The 16,330-nt window shown below is 64.6% G+C and carries 15 protein-coding genes; 10 read left to right on the top strand and 5 right to left on the bottom strand.

Annotated elements, in window-relative coordinates; all coding sequences use genetic code 11:
- Positions 1 to 2: 2 nt before the first annotated feature.
- From C2138_RS12160 to C2138_RS12150, 3 genes are all read left to right on the top strand, one after another.
- Entirely contained in the window at positions 3 to 923 is a 921-nt protein-coding gene (locus C2138_RS12160; RefSeq protein WP_108518184.1) for an alpha/beta fold hydrolase, read from the top strand.
- Positions 920 to 1,867, top strand: a complete 948-nt coding sequence (locus tag C2138_RS12155; RefSeq protein ID WP_108518182.1) for a 3-carboxyethylcatechol 2,3-dioxygenase — start codon at positions 920 to 922, stop codon at positions 1,865 to 1,867. The genes C2138_RS12160 and C2138_RS12155 overlap by 4 nt, the downstream gene beginning before the upstream one ends.
- A 134-nt stretch (positions 1,868 to 2,001) precedes the next feature.
- The gene (locus tag C2138_RS12150) at positions 2,002 to 2,901 is read left to right on the top strand and encodes a bile acid:sodium symporter family protein (protein ID WP_108518180.1); all 900 of its coding nucleotides are present in this window, start codon (positions 2,002 to 2,004) and stop codon (positions 2,899 to 2,901) included.
- Here C2138_RS12150 and C2138_RS12145 read toward each other — a convergent pair.
- The 3 genes from C2138_RS12145 to purS all read right to left on the bottom strand — a co-directional run bounded on the left by C2138_RS12145 (position 2,855) and on the right by purS (position 4,425).
- Positions 2,855 to 3,376: a DUF3817 domain-containing protein gene (locus C2138_RS12145; RefSeq protein ID WP_108518178.1), complete on the bottom strand. Its 522-nt coding sequence runs from the start codon at positions 3,374 to 3,376 to the stop codon at positions 2,855 to 2,857. The genes C2138_RS12150 and C2138_RS12145 overlap by 47 nt on opposite strands.
- A 75-nt stretch (positions 3,377 to 3,451) precedes the next feature.
- Positions 3,452 to 4,150, bottom strand: a complete 699-nt coding sequence (gene purQ, locus C2138_RS12140) for a phosphoribosylformylglycinamidine synthase subunit PurQ (RefSeq protein ID WP_108519124.1) — start codon at positions 4,148 to 4,150, stop codon at positions 3,452 to 3,454.
- A gap of 5 nt (positions 4,151 to 4,155) precedes the next feature.
- Positions 4,156 to 4,425, bottom strand: a complete 270-nt coding sequence (purS, locus tag C2138_RS12135) for a phosphoribosylformylglycinamidine synthase subunit PurS (RefSeq protein WP_108518176.1) — start codon at positions 4,423 to 4,425, stop codon at positions 4,156 to 4,158.
- Positions 4,426 to 4,561: 136 nt separating this feature from the next.
- On the opposite strand from purS, the gene C2138_RS12130 reads away from it, so the two are divergent.
- Both C2138_RS12130 and C2138_RS12125 read left to right on the top strand, forming a co-directional pair.
- Positions 4,562 to 4,987: a Fur family transcriptional regulator gene (locus C2138_RS12130; RefSeq protein WP_199286541.1), complete on the top strand. Its 426-nt coding sequence runs from the start codon at positions 4,562 to 4,564 to the stop codon at positions 4,985 to 4,987.
- 37 nt (positions 4,988 to 5,024) lie between these two features.
- Positions 5,025 to 6,518 carry a catalase gene (locus C2138_RS12125; protein ID WP_233245501.1) on the top strand — a complete coding sequence of 498 codons (1,494 nt, stop codon included), beginning with the start codon at positions 5,025 to 5,027 and terminating at the stop codon, positions 6,516 to 6,518.
- A 91-nt stretch (positions 6,519 to 6,609) separates the two neighbouring features.
- Here the strand turns inward: C2138_RS12125 and C2138_RS12120 are convergent, their stop codons facing one another.
- Positions 6,610 to 7,191 (bottom strand): helix-turn-helix transcriptional regulator, encoded by a 582-nt coding sequence (locus C2138_RS12120; protein ID WP_108518172.1) that lies wholly within the window; start codon positions 7,189 to 7,191, stop codon positions 6,610 to 6,612.
- Positions 7,192 to 7,318: 127 nt separating this feature from the next.
- Between C2138_RS12120 and C2138_RS12115 the strand changes: the two genes are divergently transcribed.
- The 4 genes from C2138_RS12115 to C2138_RS12100 all read left to right on the top strand — a co-directional run bounded on the left by C2138_RS12115 (position 7,319) and on the right by C2138_RS12100 (position 14,008).
- Positions 7,319 to 8,431, top strand: coding sequence for an aromatic ring-hydroxylating oxygenase subunit alpha (locus tag C2138_RS12115; protein ID WP_199286540.1), 1,113 nt, complete (start codon positions 7,319 to 7,321; stop codon positions 8,429 to 8,431).
- An 11-nt stretch (positions 8,432 to 8,442) separates the two neighbouring features.
- A complete protein-coding gene (locus C2138_RS12110) occupies positions 8,443 to 9,423 on the top strand; it encodes a PDR/VanB family oxidoreductase (protein ID WP_108518168.1) in 981 nt (326 codons plus the stop codon).
- 64 nt (positions 9,424 to 9,487) lie between these two features.
- Positions 9,488 to 10,642 (top strand): AI-2E family transporter, encoded by a 1,155-nt coding sequence (locus C2138_RS12105; protein ID WP_108518166.1) that lies wholly within the window; start codon positions 9,488 to 9,490, stop codon positions 10,640 to 10,642.
- 84 nt (positions 10,643 to 10,726) lie between these two features.
- Positions 10,727 to 14,008 (top strand): InlB B-repeat-containing protein, encoded by a 3,282-nt coding sequence (locus tag C2138_RS12100; protein WP_108518165.1) that lies wholly within the window; start codon positions 10,727 to 10,729, stop codon positions 14,006 to 14,008.
- Here the strand turns inward: C2138_RS12100 and C2138_RS12095 are convergent.
- Entirely contained in the window at positions 14,005 to 14,868 is an 864-nt protein-coding gene (locus C2138_RS12095) for a VOC family protein (RefSeq protein WP_241961119.1), read from the bottom strand. The genes C2138_RS12100 and C2138_RS12095 overlap by 4 nt on opposite strands.
- Before the next feature lie 73 nt (positions 14,869 to 14,941).
- Between C2138_RS12095 and C2138_RS12090 the strand changes: the two genes are divergently transcribed.
- Positions 14,942 to 16,315, top strand: coding sequence for an FAD-binding oxidoreductase (locus C2138_RS12090; protein ID WP_108518163.1), 1,374 nt, complete (start codon positions 14,942 to 14,944; stop codon positions 16,313 to 16,315).
- The last annotated feature ends 15 nt before the right edge of the window (positions 16,316 to 16,330 follow it).

The following is a 16,330-nucleotide window of genomic DNA, read 5'->3' as shown; positions in this document are numbered from 1 at the left end:
CGATGACCGAACGACCATTCACGAGTGTCTGGTCCGATCTGGCCCAGGTCGAATTCAGCCAGGGCTATATCGAGGCCGGCGGGTATTCCACCCGCTACCTGCACGCCGGCGACACGTCCAAGCCAGCGTTGCTCATGCTTCACGGCATCACGGGCCACGCCGAGGCGTATTCCCGCAACCTGCGGTCGCACTCCGAGCACTTCTCCTGCTGGGCCATCGACTTCATCGGTCACGGCTATTCATCAAAGCCGGAGCATCCACTCGAGATCACGCACTACATCGACCAGGTGCTCGCCTTCATGGATGCCATCGGAGTCGAGAAGGCCTACTTCAGCGGCGAATCCCTCGGAGGTTGGGTGGCAGCCAAGATTGCGCAGCTCTACCCCGAGCGCGTCGAGCGGGTCGTTCTTAACACGATGGGTGGCACGATGGCCAACCCCGTCGTTATGGAGCGCCTCCTCACGCTGTCGATGGATGCCGCCAACGACCCGTCGTGGGAGCGCGTTAAGGCTCGTCTCGAGTGGCTCATGGCCGACCCGAGCATGGTCACTGATGACCTCATCAAGACCCGCCAGGCAATCTTCCAGCAGCCGGACTGGAAGATGGCGTGCACGATGAACATGGCACTTCAAGACCTTGAGACCCGCAAGCGCAACATGATTTCGGATGATGACCTGCGGGCGATCACGGTGCCAGCGATGGTGCTCTGGACGACGAAGGATCCCTCCGGGCCCGTAGATGAAGGCCGCCGCATCGCCTCTCTCATCCCCGGCGGCAAGCTCGCGGTGATGGAGGAGTGCGGTCACTGGCCGCAGTACGAAGACACCGAGACCTTCAACAGGTTGCACCTGAACTTCTTGCTCGGCCAGGACGACCCGCAGGTCAAGGATCCGAGCGCCGACACGGAGGCCGCAGCAGCATGACCCTCGCACTCGTGACCATGTCGCACAGCCCGCTGTTGGAGTTCGTCGACCCGCCCGCCGACGTCAAGGCTGAGGTTGAGGCCGCGTTCGAGGCGGCCCGCTCCTTCGTTAAGAAGTACGACCCCGATCTCGTGATCAACATCGGGCCTGATCACTACAACGGGTTCTTCTACGACATCATGCCGCCGTTCTGCGTCGGCTATGACGCTGTTGCGATCGGCGACTTCGGCACCCAGGCCGGCCCGCTCGACGTGCCGACCGAGATCGCCACGGAGCTCACCGAGTTCCTCATGGAGCGCGGCATCGACATGACCGTCTCGTTGCGTATGGAGGTCGATCACGGTGCCGTGCAGCCGATGGAGATCATCTACGGCGACATCACCGCTAAGCCCGTTCTGCCGATCTTCATTAACTCGGTGGCGCCCCCGTTCACGCCCCTCAAGCGCATCCGCCAGTTGGGTGAGGAGCTCGGTGCGTTTATCGCTGAGCGCCTGGCCGATAAGAAGGTTCTCGTGATCGGCTCCGGCGGGCTCTCGCACGAGCCGCCCGTTCCGCAGATTGCGACGGCAACCCCCGAGGTTCGTGAGGCCCTCCTGGGCGGCGGTCGTCACCTCACCCCCGAGGCGCGGGATGCTCGCCAGCAGCGCGTGATCAACGCCGCGAAGGACTTCGCCGCCGGCGTCGGCGTCGTCAAGCCCCTCGCTCCCGAATGGGATCAGGAGCTCATGCGCATCCTCGCGTCGGGTGACCTGTCGCCCATCGACGCGTGGACTCCCGCCGAGATGAGCGAAATTGCGGGCAATTCGTCGCACGAGGTCCGCACCTGGATCGCGGCCTACGCGGCGCTCGGTGCCGTCGGCGACTACACCGTCGACTACTCGTTCTACCGCCCGATCCCGGAGTACATCGCGGGCTTCGGCGTGACGACGGCCACGCTCAACTAGGCAGGCCAGCGACACGTGGCGAGGCTCGGCTACCCGGGTCTCGCCACGTCTGGTTCTCGGCGAAGGGTTATCGCCGCTGCGGCATCCGTCAGCTTGGTCTAGCCACGGCCCTCGATATACGACACCATGTGGCCATGGGATCAGCGTTGACCACTATCGGATTGCCCGTCGCCCTCGGCATCATCATGTTCGGGCTGGGGCTCTCGCTCACGCTCGGCGATTTCGCTCGGGTGGCAAAGCACCCGAAGGCGGTGCTGATCGCACTCGGCTGCCAACTTCTGCTGCTGCCCGCCATTTGTTTCGGGCTGGTGATGCTGTTCCAGTTGCCGCCCGTGCTCGCGGTGGGCATGCTCCTGCTCGCGGCCTCGCCCGGCGGCACGACCGCAAACCTTTATAGCCACCTCTTTCGAGGGGATGTTGCGCTCAACATTTCTCTCACGGCCCTCAACTCGGTGATCGCGGTCGTCACCCTGCCGCTCATCACCAACCTCGCTATCGCCGTCTTCTTGCCGGGGGATAACACCCTGGGCCTGCAGCTCAACAAGATGGTCGAGGTATTCGCGATTGTGCTGGCACCCGTCGTGCTCGGCATGCTCGTTCGCCGGTGGAAGCCGTCGTTTGCCGACGCTATGGACAAGCCGGTTCGCATCGCGTCCGTCATCATTCTGATCGTCGTCATCGCCGGGTCGATCGTGACGAACCTTGATTTGCTACTCGCCAATGCCGCGCAGCTTGCGGGAATCACGGTGCTGTTCTGTGTGATCAGCTTGGCCGTCGGCTACCTTGTGCCCCGGATGTTCTCCATCGAACGCAGGCAGGCGATCGCCAGTTCGTTCGAGATCGGCATCCACAACGCGACTCTCGCCATCGTGATCGCCCAGACGGTGATCGGCAGCGTCGAAATGAGCCTGCCGGCCGCCGTCTATGGCGTGCTGATGTTCTTTGTTGCGCTCGCGTTCGGCTTTGTCATCCGCGGGCGGTCGGAGGTTACTTTCCCCACTCGCCAGGAGGGCCAAGAATCAGCAGCACGCTGACGACCGCGATCACGGCAAGGATCATGACGGTGCCCAGCAGCAGCGGATGCTTGAGGAACCAGCGCAGGAGGGTGTCGACCCATCCGGCGTCTCTTGGGTCGTCGGTCTTCTCGGTGCGCCACTGGCCGACAAGATGCTTGCGCTTCTCGAGCCACAGGTCAAACGGCACCGTCGCATAGGGAACGATGGCGGTCACGATGCCAAAGAGGATGCGCCCGATGGGCCACCTTTGGTTGAGGCCCACGACGATCACGCTCGCGCCATACGTAATGAAGACGAATCCGTGGACGAGCCCGCCCGTGAACGTGTACCAGCCTTCGATGCCAAAGCCGTACTTGAGCACCATGACGGTGATGAGGATGGTCCAGGTGATCGCCTCGGCGATCGAGACGACGCGGTAGAGCGCGCTGGGGGTAAATCGGGTTGATGCTTCGCGGGGCGAGGGCTTCGCCGGGGCGACACTGGTCGGGTTCACGAAAGAACTCCTAAAAGTAGGGAGCTTCTAGAGTAACTCATTTGCCGACGGGGTGTCGGCAAGTCGGAAATCTGCTTAGGCCGAGACTAAGGTCTGCTTGATCACGCTCGTGAAGAAGGCGAGTCCGTCGGTGCCGTTACGCATTGCGGCGCTCGTGTCGGGCCCGAAGCCCTCCTCAATGGCGTGCTCGGGATGCGGCATAAGGCCGACAACGTTGCCGCGCTTGTTCGAGACGCCAGCAATGTCGTTGACTGAGCCGTTGGGGTTGACGCCCACGTAACGGAACACAACCTGACCCTCGCCCTCGAGGCGGGCAACGGTCTCGGCATCGGCGATGAATCCGCCCTCGCCGTTCTTGAGGGGAATGGTGATCTGCTGGCCCTGGGCGAAGTCGCCGGTCCAGTCGGTTGACGCGTTCTCGACGCGGAGCACCTGGTCGCGGCAGATGAACTGGCCGTGATCGTTGCGAATCAGGCCACCGTCGACGAGGTGAGCTTCGGCGAGCATCTGAAAGCCGTTGCAAATGCCGAGCACCGGCATGCCGGAATTTGCGGCGTCGATGACCTCGGCCATGATGGGCGACCGTGCGGCAATCGCCCCGCAGCGCAGGTAGTCGCCGTAGCTGAAGCCGCCAGGAAGCACGAGAGCGTCAACGCCCTCAAGGCTGTGCGAGCCGTGCCACAGGGCCACGGGCTCGCCGCCGGCAAGGCGCACAGCGCGCTGCGCGTCGCGGTCGTCGAGCGAGCCGGGGAACGTGATGACGCCGATGCGCATGGTCACTAGTGCGTCTCTCCCGCGGTCTCGGTTGCCGGAAGAATGATGTTGACGACATCCTCGATCACGGAGTTCGAGAACATCGTCTCGGCGAGTTCCCGCACCTCGGCGACAACGGCATCCGAAACCTCGTCCACCGTGACCTCGAAGCGCTTGCCGATGCGCACATCACCGAAGTGGGTCTTGCCCAGGCGGTGAAGGGCTCCGGCGACGGCCTTGCCCTGGGGGTCGAGAAGTTCGGCCTTGGGCATTACCTCGACAACGATTACGGGCACCTGGAACTCCAAAGACGTCGCACGGATGGGGTGGTTTCAGTCTAGCTGCGGGTGAGGGCTGGCAACTCCCTGCGTATTCGCCAAAGGTTAGGACATCCTTATTTTGAATTACTCAAAATAAGCCTAGAATGGATGCATGCACACGGCCAGAACAGAGATGCTCATCGACAGCATCCGCGGTGCCGGTCTCAAAGTGACCGAGCCCCGTCTTGCCGTGCTGCGTGCCCTCGAAGAGAAGCCCCACGCCGATGCCGACACGATCTACGGCATTGTGCGTCAGGACCTGGCGAGCACCTCACTCCAGGCTGTGTATGGGGTCCTCGCGGCGCTGACCACCGCCGGTCTTCTGCGCAAGATCGAGCCGGCGGGATCGTCTGCCCTCTACGAGTTGCAGCACGGTGACAATCACCATCACATCGTGTGCCGCCAGTGCGGTGCTGTTGCAGATGTTGAATGCACGGTTGGGCACGCTCCCTGCCTCACCCCCTCAGCCGATCACGGGTTCACCGTCGACACAGCCGAGGTCACCTTCTGGGGCCTATGCCCCGCCTGCGCTGCCTAATTCTTTCAACGTCCACAACAACAACCAAGGAGTACTCGTGAGCAATTACACGACCACCCAGGCCGGAGCGCCGATCGCGAGCGATGAGTTTTCGCTCACGAACGGTCCCGATGGAATCACCGCACTGCACGACCGTTTTCTCGTAGAGAAGCTCGCATCGTTCAACCGCGAGCGCGTGCCGGAGCGCAACCCCCACGCCAAGGGCGGCGGAGCATTCGGTGAATTCACCGTCACCGAAGACGTGTCCAAGTACACGAAGGCGGCTGTCTTCCAGCCCGGCGCCACGAGCGAGACGCTTCTGCGTTTCTCCTCCGTCGCCGGCGAGCAGGGCTCGCCCGACACCTGGCGCGACGTTCGCGGATTCGCGCTTCGCTTCTACACGACCGAGGGCAACTACGACGTCGTCGGCAACAACACCCCCGTCTTCTTCCTTCGCGACGGCATGAAGTTCCCCGACTTCATCCACTCGCAGAAGCGCATGGGCGCAACGGGCCTCCGCAACGCAGACGCACAGTGGGACTTCTGGACCCTCTCGCCCGAGTCGGCCCACCAGGTCACGTACCTCATGGGTGACCGCGGTATCTCCAAGTCGTGGCGTCACCTCAACGGCTACGGATCGCACACCTACCAGTGGATCAACGCCGAGGGTGAGCGATTCTGGGTTCAGTACCACTTCAAGTCCCGCCTGGGCGTTGAGCTCATGGAGGCCGCAGAGGCCGAGCGCATCGCCGGTGCCGACGCTGACTACTACCGTCGCGACCTGTTCGAGGCAATCGCCAACGGCGATTACCCGACGTGGGATGTCTCGGTTCAGGTCATGCCCTACGAGGACGCCAAGACCTACCGCTTCAACCCGTTCGACATGACCAAGACCTGGTCGCACCAGGACTACCCGCTCATTCCGGTCGGTCACTTCACGCTCAACCGCAACCCGCGCAACTTCTTCGCCGAGATCGAGCAGGCGGCATTCTCGCCGTCGAACCTCGTCCCCGGCATCGACATCAGCCCGGACAAGATGCTCATGGCGCGCGTTTTCGCTTACCCGGATGCCCAGCGCAACCGCATCGGCGCAAACTACAACCAGCTGCCGGTGAACCAGCCGCACGCATCCGAGGCGCGCAACTACCAGCACGAGGGCCAGATGCAGTACCAGTTCAACGCAGAGACGGTCCCCGTCTACGTGCCGAACTCGTTCGGCACCCCCGTTGCTGACCCGGCCGTTGCCGGCGAGGGTGGCTGGGAGTCTGACGGCGAGCTCATCCGCGCCGCGCAGACCCTTCACTCCGAAGACGACGACTTCGGCCAGGCGGGAACCCTCTACCGCGAGGTGTTCACCGACGAGTCGAAGGCTCGCTTCCACGAGACGCTCATCGGCCAGTACAGCGCCCTCACGATCGACGTGATCAAGGCTCGCTTCATCTGGTACTGGACCTCCGTCGACTCGACCCTGGGCGCCACAATCGCCGCTGCGGTCGGCCACGGCGACCAGACCGCCAACGAGGCTGCAGAGCCCGTCGGCACCGCCGTCTAAGCACCACGCATAACGAATGGCCGGCCCCTCTGGGCCGGCCATTTCGCGTTAACCCGTGCCGTTGGGGGTCGGCGTGCGCCTGAGTGCGGCGCTAGTGCGCCAGTTGGTCGATGAGCGCCAGCCCGCGCTCGGCCCACTCAATCTCTTGTTGGGCGTGGGCGATCATTCCTTCATAGGTGAAGCGCTTGAATGCCACTGTCGCCGCATGCTCCTCCGCGGGGATCGAGGCGAGGCGTTTGGTGAGCATGGGGCTCGTCCCCGTATCGATTTCGTGCACTTTGAGCTGCCACTGGGCGAGGCGCTCGGCAAAGTGATCGCGGTGAGCAAGCATCTGTGCGCGGGCGGATTCCGGCTCCGCCCACTCGAAGTAGGCGGCCTTGAGGTGGATGGGGTCTCTCTCGCGCGTGTATTCGAGTGGGGTGTTCATCCACTGGCGAAACTCAGCAATCCCCGCAGCCGTTGCGGTGTAGCGGCGCTTTTTGCCGCGTTGCCCCCACGAGACCTCTTCGCCATCGACGAGCCCCTCGTCTTCCATGCGTCGAAGCATGGGGTAGAGCTGCGAATCTGGGGCATGCCACACGTAGCCGACGGATGATTCGAAGTGTTTGAAGAGGTCGTATCCGGTCATGGGTTCGACGGTGAGCAGGGCGAGGATGGCGTGGCGGAGGCTCATGCTTCGTTCCTTTGCGGTGCGATGCCGACTGGGGTCGTTGCGTTTTTCTGGGTCGTGGGGCTATCGTGAACCTACCACTACCTATCTCCATAGGTAGTTGGACGTTTTCGATCACAAAGAGGTGACCATGACATCCACTGCCCCCGCCCACGCTCTCGCCACCGAGAGCTCGGCAACAGCCAAGATTTTCAACTACCCGCTCAACGCCTGGTATGTCGCGGCCTGGGATCACGAGGTCACCCGCAAGCCGCTCGCCCGCACGATCGCCGATCGCAAGCTCGCTCTTTACCGCGCAGAAGACGGCACGCCCATCGCGCTAGCCGACGCCTGCTGGCACCGCCTTGCACCGCTATCGCTCGGCAAGGTTCTCGACGGCGACAAGATTCAATGCCCGTACCACGGCATCGTCTACAACGGTGCGGGGCGCTGCGTCTCGATGCCCGCGCAGGAGACGATTAACCCCAGCGCGACCGTGCCATCGTTTCCCGTTGTCGAGCGCTATCGCTACGTGTGGGTGTGGCTCGGCGACCCGACACTCGCCGACCCGGCAACGGTGCCCGACATGAGTCAGATGAGCTCTGATGAGTGGGCAGGCGACGGCCTCACGATCCACGCCAAGTGCAACTATCAGCTTGTGCTCGACAACCTCATGGACCTCACCCATGAGGAGTTCGTGCACAGCTCCAGCATCGGCCAGGAGGAGCTCAGCGAGTCGGAGTTTGTCGTTACGCACGAGGGCAATCGCGTCACCGTCACGCGCTGGATGCTGAACATCGATGCCCCGCCCTTTTGGCGCAAGAACATGCGCGACAAGTTTCCGGGCTTCGAGGGCAAGGTCGACCGCTGGCAGATCATCCACTTCGAGGGCCCTTCGACGATCTGCATCGACGTGGGAGTCGCCAAGGCGGGAACGGGTGCTCCGGAGGGCGACCGCAGCCAGGGCGTCAATGGCTATGTGATGAACACGATCACGCCGGAGTCCGCGCGAACGAGCCACTACTTCTGGGCATTCATGCGCAACTATCGCCTCGAAAGCCAGCTCATCACCACGCAGTTGCGCAACGGAGTTTTCGGAGTGTTCGGCGAGGACGAGGCCATGCTCGAGGCGCAGCAGGCCGCGATCGACGCCAACCCCGACTACGAGTTCTACAACCTCAACATCGACTCGGGCGGACTCTGGGTTCGCCGGCTTCTTGAGCGGATGCTGCAGGCAGAGGGCCGTCCCCTCTCGGCAGGGTAGGCGGCGCGATCATGGCGGCAACCAATATCGAAACCCGGCAAACCGCAAGCGTGCAGGCGGTCGAAGAAGTCGCCGAGGGCATCCAGCGCATCGAGCTGCGCCCGAGCCTGCCCGTCGTGGCAGCGCCGGGCAGCCATCTCGACGTGATGGTCACGATTGGCGCGGAGCGGCACCGGCGCTCCTATTCGATTGTGGATTCGAGCGCGTCGGGCGATCTCCTTGCCATCAGCGTGATGCGAGCGCCCCAGTCGAGGGGCGGCTCGCTGTTCATGCACGCGCTGCGAGCGGGCGAGGTGCTTGAGGTGACGCAGCCGCTGCAGAACTTTCCCCTACGGGTGGGCGCTAAAAAGTATGTGGTGCTCGCCGGAGGCGTGGGCATCACGGCCCTCGTCGGAATGGGCAGTGTGCTCGCCCGGCTCGGAGCCGACTACCGTTTTGTCTACGTGGCGCGCAGCCGCCGGGCGATGGCCTACCTGGATCGGCTCCGCGGCATCCACGGCGACCGTCTCGACGTGCACATTGACGACGAAGGGACATCCCTCGATGTCGCCGCTTTCATCGATGGCCTCGACGAATCGACCGAGCTCTACATGTGTGGGCCCATCCGGCTGATGGATGCCGTGCGCCGCCGCTGGCAGGGCCGCGGCCTTGATGCCACCCGGCTCCGTTACGAGACGTTTGGCAATAGCGGCTGGTTCGCGCCGGAGAACTTCACGGTGCGCATCCCGCGCCTTGGTGTCGAGGCGCTCGTGCCCTCTGGCAGGTCAATGCTTGAGGTGCTCGAGGACGAGGGGGTCGACATGATGTTCGACTGCCGCAAGGGCGAATGCGGGCTCTGTGAGGTGCGAGTGCTTGAGCTTGAGGGCTCGATCGATCACCGGGACGTGTTCTACAGCGACCGGCAAAAGGAGGCACGCGCCAAGATGTCGTGCTGCGTTTCTCGCGTCGTTGGCGGCGAAGGCGGCACGGCCACCGTGACGATCGACGTTTAGCGCGCTCGCCCCAAGCGTCACCAGTTTTCCCCGCTGAGCCGCGGTCGGGGCTACCGTGTGCCGCATGAGACTGAGCAAGCAGAAGCCGGCGCCTCCCAGCGATCTCGATCTCTCCCCCGGAGACCGCGCCGTATTACTGGATACCCCGCGGCCCCTGTGGATCGATTCGCTCGGCCGGGCGGGCATCCGCAGCGCCCAGGTGCTTCTGGTCATTGCGGTCGTTGCGCTCGTGGTCGTGGTCGCCGTTCGGCTTACGGTCGTCGTGGTTCCGGTGGTCCTTGCCCTCATCATCTCCTCGGCCGTTCGGCCCCTCGTTTCGTGGATGGTGCGGCACAGAGTTCCAGCGCTGCTGGCAACCTGGATCGCCTTGTTTGCGGGGCTAGCCGTGCTGGGCGGCATCATCACCCTGGTGGTTTTCGGGGTGCGCAGCGAATGGCCCAAACTCGTGAAGTCGGTGAGTGACGGTCTCGATGCCGTGCAGGATTTCTTGAAGTCAAGCCCTCTGGGCATCGATACGTCTCGCCTCGAGGAGCTTCGAGATTCGGTCGTGAAGTTTCTCACAAGCCCCGAATTCAGTTCGGGAGCCATCGCGGGCGTGGGTAACGCCATCGAGGTCGTCACAAGTCTCGTGCTGATGCTCGTTCTGCTGTTTTACTTTCTCAAGGAAGGCCCGTTCCTGTGGGAGTTTGTCACCCGAGGGCTTCGGCCGCGGCAGCGTTCCAGGGCGGCTCGCATCGGCAACAGCGCCGTGGGCGTGCTCGGCGGCTATGTTCGCGGCACCGCGATAGTCGCGGCGGTAGATGCAATCGTGATTGGCCTCGGCCTGTGGATTTTGCAGGTTCCGTTGGCGATGCCGCTGGCACTTCTCGTGTTCGTCGGTGCGTTCATCCCCATCGTGGGTGCCACGGTTACGGGCACGATCGCCGCCCTCGTCGCCCTCGTCACCAATGACCTGACGACGGCTCTTATCGTCGTCGCCATAGTCATCGGAGTTAACCAGCTCGAAGGCAACTTCTTGTCGCCGCAGGTTCTCGGCAAGTCGCTCAAGCTCCATCCGATCGTCATTCTGGTGGCACTCACGGTGGGCACCGTGCTCGCCGGCATCATCGGAGCCTTCCTCGCCGTGCCGATCGCCGCAGTGGCCTGGGCGATCATCAAGGCCTGGGACGATACGGATGTTGCGCCGGTGCGACCTCGTCCCCGCGACGCTCGCGCCTGAGCCAGGGGCCGCTGTTCGACGTATTTCGCTAGTTGGGGAGTTGCCTCCCTAGGCTCGGAGGCATGCAACCGCTGTGCTGGTGGCATGACTTTGTCGACTTCGGCGCGACGCGCCATTTCACGTCTTGTCGCGAGCGCGATAGTCGCAATCCTCGTATGCGCCGGAATCCTGAGTGACGCAGCATCGCGCCCTGCTTCTGCTGCCGCCGCCGCGGTCACGACGCACGCCGATCTGCAATCGGCATTGACCATCGGCGGCACTGTCGTGCTCGGTGCAGATATCAGCGGCGGGGGCGTCGAGATTCCGAATCCGAACGACGTTGTGCTCGACCTCGCCGGGTTCACCCTCACCGTTCAGGGTGCGGGTGCGGCAGGAAGCGCGGGGGGCAAAGCAGGCATCGAGGTGCCAGTGGGGGCATCGCTCACGATCAATGGCCCGGGTGTGCTCCGGGCAAATGGGGGTGGCGGCGGGGCCGGAATCGGCGGCAGCCACGGGCAAGCGAATGGTGCTATCACGATTAATGGCGGAACCATTGAAGCGAATGGCGACTACCGCAGTGCCGGTATCGGCACGGGCGACAGCGCGCCCGCCGGCTCTGAACTGGTCACCATCAATGGAGGCACGGTGACGGCGCTGGGCGGCTACATCGGGGCCGCGCTGGGGAGCGGAGCATCGGCGGTCGCGCCGCCCATCACCATCAATGGTGGCACGGTGAGGGCCGGAGCCGCGCTGCCGTACCAGGGCATGGGTATCGGCGCAGGAGAACAGGGAATAGCGTCGACGATCAGGATCAATAGTGGAGACGTGTGGGTGGCCGGACGCCTGTGGTGTGGAGGGACACTCGGCGCGTGGGCGAGTGACATCGGGGGCGTCTGCATTCCCAACGCCCCCGTCGACATCACCATCGGCGCGACCGCGGTTGTTAACCTTCTCGCGGCGCACGACTACGACGGCGTCACCTCCGTGGTGCAGTTCTCACGAGACGGCGTGGGCAGCTTCAGCAACGCGGGAACCCTCAATGTGCTGAACGCAAGGCTCACCTTCCCCGCCGGTTCGACCGCGAGCAACAGCGGAACCATCACCGGTCCGGTCGTGGGGGCCGTATCCGGCAACAACTTTGTTCTGAGTTTCAACGATGCGGGCGGCTCCGGCGGCCCCGGCAGTGTGCGGGTTCTCGCCGCCACGCTCTCGGCGGCAGGAATGGCCGTCCCCGCCGCGCCGACCAGAGCGGGTTTCACCTTTGCGGGCTGGTGGTCGGGGGAGACGGGCGGAAGCCAACTCGCGACTACGACGGCGCTGAGCTCCAGCACGTGGCATGCCCGCTGGCAGGCGCCCGAGCATCCGATCACCTTCGACTCGACGGGAGGGAGCCCCGTCGCGTCGGTCGCGGTCGCGGAGGGCTCGACGCTCGCCCTCCCCGCGGCGCCGACGAAAGCGAATTACACCTTCGCCGGTTGGTTCACTGCCGTATCGGGCGGCACTGAGTGGACGGCAGCGACCCCCGTCACCGGCCCGACAACGCTCTACGCGCACTGGGCACTCACTACCTACACGGTGTCGTTCGACACGGGCACGGGTGGCAGTGCGGTGCCTTCGCAGACGGTTACTCACGGCGCGACAGCCGCTGTGCCGGTCGACCTCCCGACGCGCCTCGGGCACACGTTCGGTGGGTGGTTCACGACGGCGGGCGGCGCGTCGGTGTGGAACGCCTCCACCCCAGTGACGTCGGACACGACCGTGTTCGCGCTCTGGACAGCCGACACCTACACCGTCTCATTCGACACCGGACCAGGCGCAAGTACCGTCTCGTCGAAGACGGTCGCCCACGGCAGTACGGTCAGCCTGCCGGCCGCTCCCGCGAGGTCGGGATACCGCTTCTGGGGGTGGGTGACTACATCCGGCGGCACGACGGAGTGGAGCAGAACGGCACCCGTGACGGGGCCGATGACTCTTTACGCGCGCTGGGTGATCAACACCTACACGGTGTCGTTCGACTCGAATGATGGAACTGCGGTCGCGTCGCAGACGGTCGCTCATGGCGATTCGGCAGCGGTGCCGACGCCGCCGACGCGCACGGGTTATTCGTTCGCGGGCTGGATGACGAGCGCGGCCGGCTCTACGGCGTGGGATGCGACAGCCGCGGTGACCTCGGATGTGACGGTCTACGCACGCTGGACGGTCAACAGCTACACGGTGACCTTCGACACGGGCGCCGGCGGCAGCTTTGAACCGTCGCAGACGATTGTTTATGGTGGCCGGGCATCCGTGCCGTCGGATGCTCCGATCCGTTCCCATCACAGCTTTGTCGGGTGGTTCACGGCCGCGAGCGGCGGCTCGGCATGGGACGGCTCGGCAGTGGTCACGGGCAACGTGACGGTCTACGCGCGCTGGTTGATCGATTCCTATGTCGTGTCGTTCGATGCGCAGGGCGGCTCTGCGGTTGCGTCCCAAACGATCGGTCATGGGCAGGCGGCAACGGTTCCTGCCGTTCCGACCCGCGCTGGCTATGCGTTCGCGGGGTGGTTCACGACGCCGACCGGTGGAGCCGAGTGGGCTGATTCGGCGCCCGTCACGGCAGCACTGACGGTTTATGCGGCCTGGGATGCGCTGGTGCCCACAGCGGTGTCGGTGTCGATTGAGGATGATCTGGTGGCGATTCCTGCGGGCAGGAGTGTCACGATTTTCGGCACGGTGACCCCGACGACGGCGGTCGGCACGATCGAGCTATTCGAGGACGGGGTTTCGATCGGGTCCGGCGCCGTCGTTGGAGGTGGCTACCAGATCAACACGTTCGCGCTCGCCGGTGGCAACTACGTCTACACGGCCGAGTTCACCCCGGGGGAGCCGCGCTTCGTGTTCTCGACCTCGGCTCCGGTTGATCTCGTGGTCAATCCGCTCCGTCCGCGGGTCCCGGCCCCCGCAACGGATACGGATGGCCTCCTTGACGAAATCGATGCCAACGGGTGGCCCGTGCATCCGCTGCCCGGGGGTCTCGACAGCGTGCTCGGCAAGAACGTGCCGTGGACGAACCCGCTGGACAGCTTCGCCGACGTGTACGTCTACAGCACCGCGCAGTGGCTGGGAACCTACGCCGTCGTTGGAGGCAAGGTTGATTCGGGCTACTGGGCGTTCATGCCGACGCTCACGCCAGGGCCGCACCACTTGGTCTTCGTCGGACAAACCAGCCGCACCGTTAGTGTGTACGAATTCAGCGTGCCCGCCCCGGCTGTTGCGGCCCTGCCCCCCGTCACGCCTGTGGCTCTTGCCAGCACCGGAATCGAGCCCGCCCCCTGGGCGTCCCTCGGCCTGGTGCTCTTGTTGTTGGGAGCTGGCCTCGTGGCGCGCCGCCGGGTGCGCAGCGTTTAGGCCGCGGCGGTCACCCGAATCTCGTTGGCCCACGGGTCGGCGAAGGTGAGCATGCGACCGTCGTGCGCCTGCTGCACGCCTCGTGCGGTGAGGCGCTCGCCGAGCGCGCCCAGATCATCCGTCGACGGGACCTCGATGGCGACCTGGCCGAGACCCAGCGCGGGGGTGCGGGCTCCAGCTCCGTTGCTTTCCCACGTGTTCATGCCGACGTGGTGGTGGTAACCGCCGGCGCTCACAAAGAGGGCCTGCGTGCCGTATTCGATGGTGATCTCGAAGCCGACGGTGTCGACGTAGAACTGCTTGGCGGTCTGGATGTCGCCCACCTTGAGGTGAACGTGGCCGACGGCCGTGTCTCCGACCGTTGCGGCGCTGAGGCCAGCCTCGGTGAGGTTCTCCTGCAAGAAGCGGTTGGGGTCGAGGTAGACGGTGCCCATCTCGACGGAGCCGTTCTGCCATTTCCAGGAGTCGCGCGGGCGGTCCCAGTAGAGCTCGACGCCGTTGCCCTCTGGGTCGTTAAAGTAGAAGGCCTCGCTCACGAGGTGATCGGAGCTGCCGGTGAAGTTGCGCGGGTAGGCTCGGGCGACCGAGTAGACCGATGAGGCGAGGTCGCTCTTCTCGTCGAAGAGAAATGCCGTGTGATAGAGCCCTGCCGAGGTGGAGGGTGCGTGCTTGAGCTCCGCCGCATGCTCCAGGATGATCGCGGGGCTGCCCGGCCGACCGAGCACCGCGCTGGGGCCGTCGTGGGCGAGCAGCGTGAGGCCGACTCCGTCGCGGTAGAACGCGATCATGGAGTCGAGGTCGGCGACCTTGAGGCTGACCGCGCCCATGGCGGTCTGAGAGGCGAGGATGTTTGCGTTCATAGTTGTAGCAACAACTATATCATGGGGGATATTCCCCTAGTGAGAAGCCCGATCCGCGCGCTAACCTCGCGCCATGTCACTACCCATCGACGCTGATTCTGTCGCCGCGCTCGCCACAACGATCGACGGCCCCGTGATGCTCCCCCATGACGATGGTTACGCCGCCGAAGTGACCGGCTTCAACCTCGCCTACCCTCAGGCCCCCGACGTTGTGGTCGGGGCCGCAAACCCCCGCGACGTTTCACGTGCCGTTCGCTTCGCCGTGGACCACGAACTCCCCGTGCGTGTCTTCGCTACCGGCCACGGCACGCACTCCTCGATCACCGACGGCATGCTCATTACGACGCGGCGAATGACGGACGTCACGATTGATGAGCAGGCGCGCACCGCCACGGTCGCCGCCGGTGCGACGTGGGCGGATGTCCAGGATGCCGCAGCAGCACACGGACTGACCGCTATCCCCGGGTCGTCACCGACAGTCGGAGTCGTCGGCTATCTCCTGGGCGGGGGGCTCGGCCCGCTCGCCCGGAGCCACGGGTTCAGCTCCGACTACGTGCGCTCGTTCGAGGTCGTGACCGCGGCTGGCGACATCGTGCGCGCGAGTGCCGACGAGCATCCCGACCTCTTGTGGGCGCTGCGCGGGGGCAAGGGCGGTTTCGGAGTGGTGACTTCGGTCGAGCTTGCGCTCGTCGACCTTGCAACCGTCTATGGGGGCGCGCTCTTCTTCGATACCGGCGACATCGACCATGTTCTGCGCAGCTGGGTGACCTGGACAGAAACGGCACCAGACGCCGTCACTACCTCGGTGGCACTTCTCAACATGCCGCCGCTCGACGTCATCCCCGAACCGCTGCGCGGCAAAACGGTGGTGAGCCTGCGCTTTGCCTTTCCCGGTGACGCCGACGAAGGGGAACGACTCGTCGCGCCCCTCAGATCCCTGGCCACCCCGCTTATCGACGCCGTGGGAATCCTGCCCACGTCACAGCTCAAGCTCATCCACTCCGACCCGGAAGCCCCCGCGCCCGCGTGGAGCGACGGGCTCCTGCTCGGGCGGCTTGACGACCGCTTCGCCGATACCCTTCTGGCGAGCGTCGGCCCCGGATCACAGCTTCCTCTCATGGCGGTCGAGGTTCGGCACCTCGGGTCGGCGACCGCGGCAGACACGGTTGAGGGCTCCGCCGTCGGCGGGCGCGGCGCGCTCTACACAATGACGGTCATCGGAGCGCCCGTTCCCGATCTGTTCGAGACGGTGCTGCCGCAGGTCATGGGCGGCATCCGGGCTGCCGTGGCTGAGTGGACCGCGCCAGAAACAACGATCAACTTTGTGGGGGATCCCGCCAGTCGTGCAGAGTTCGTCAAGGCCTGGCCCTCGGCGACGGCGGCGAAACTCTCCTCGCTGCGCGAAGAATGGGATCCGAGCGGAACCTTCGTGTTCGGCCCGCACTAACTAGCGCTCCGCGCT

The organism is Salinibacterium hongtaonis (assembly GCF_003065485.1).
Classification (GTDB): Bacteria; Actinomycetota; Actinomycetes; order Actinomycetales; family Microbacteriaceae; genus Homoserinimonas; species Homoserinimonas hongtaonis.
This window is presented reverse-complemented; position numbering and strand designations above follow the sequence as displayed.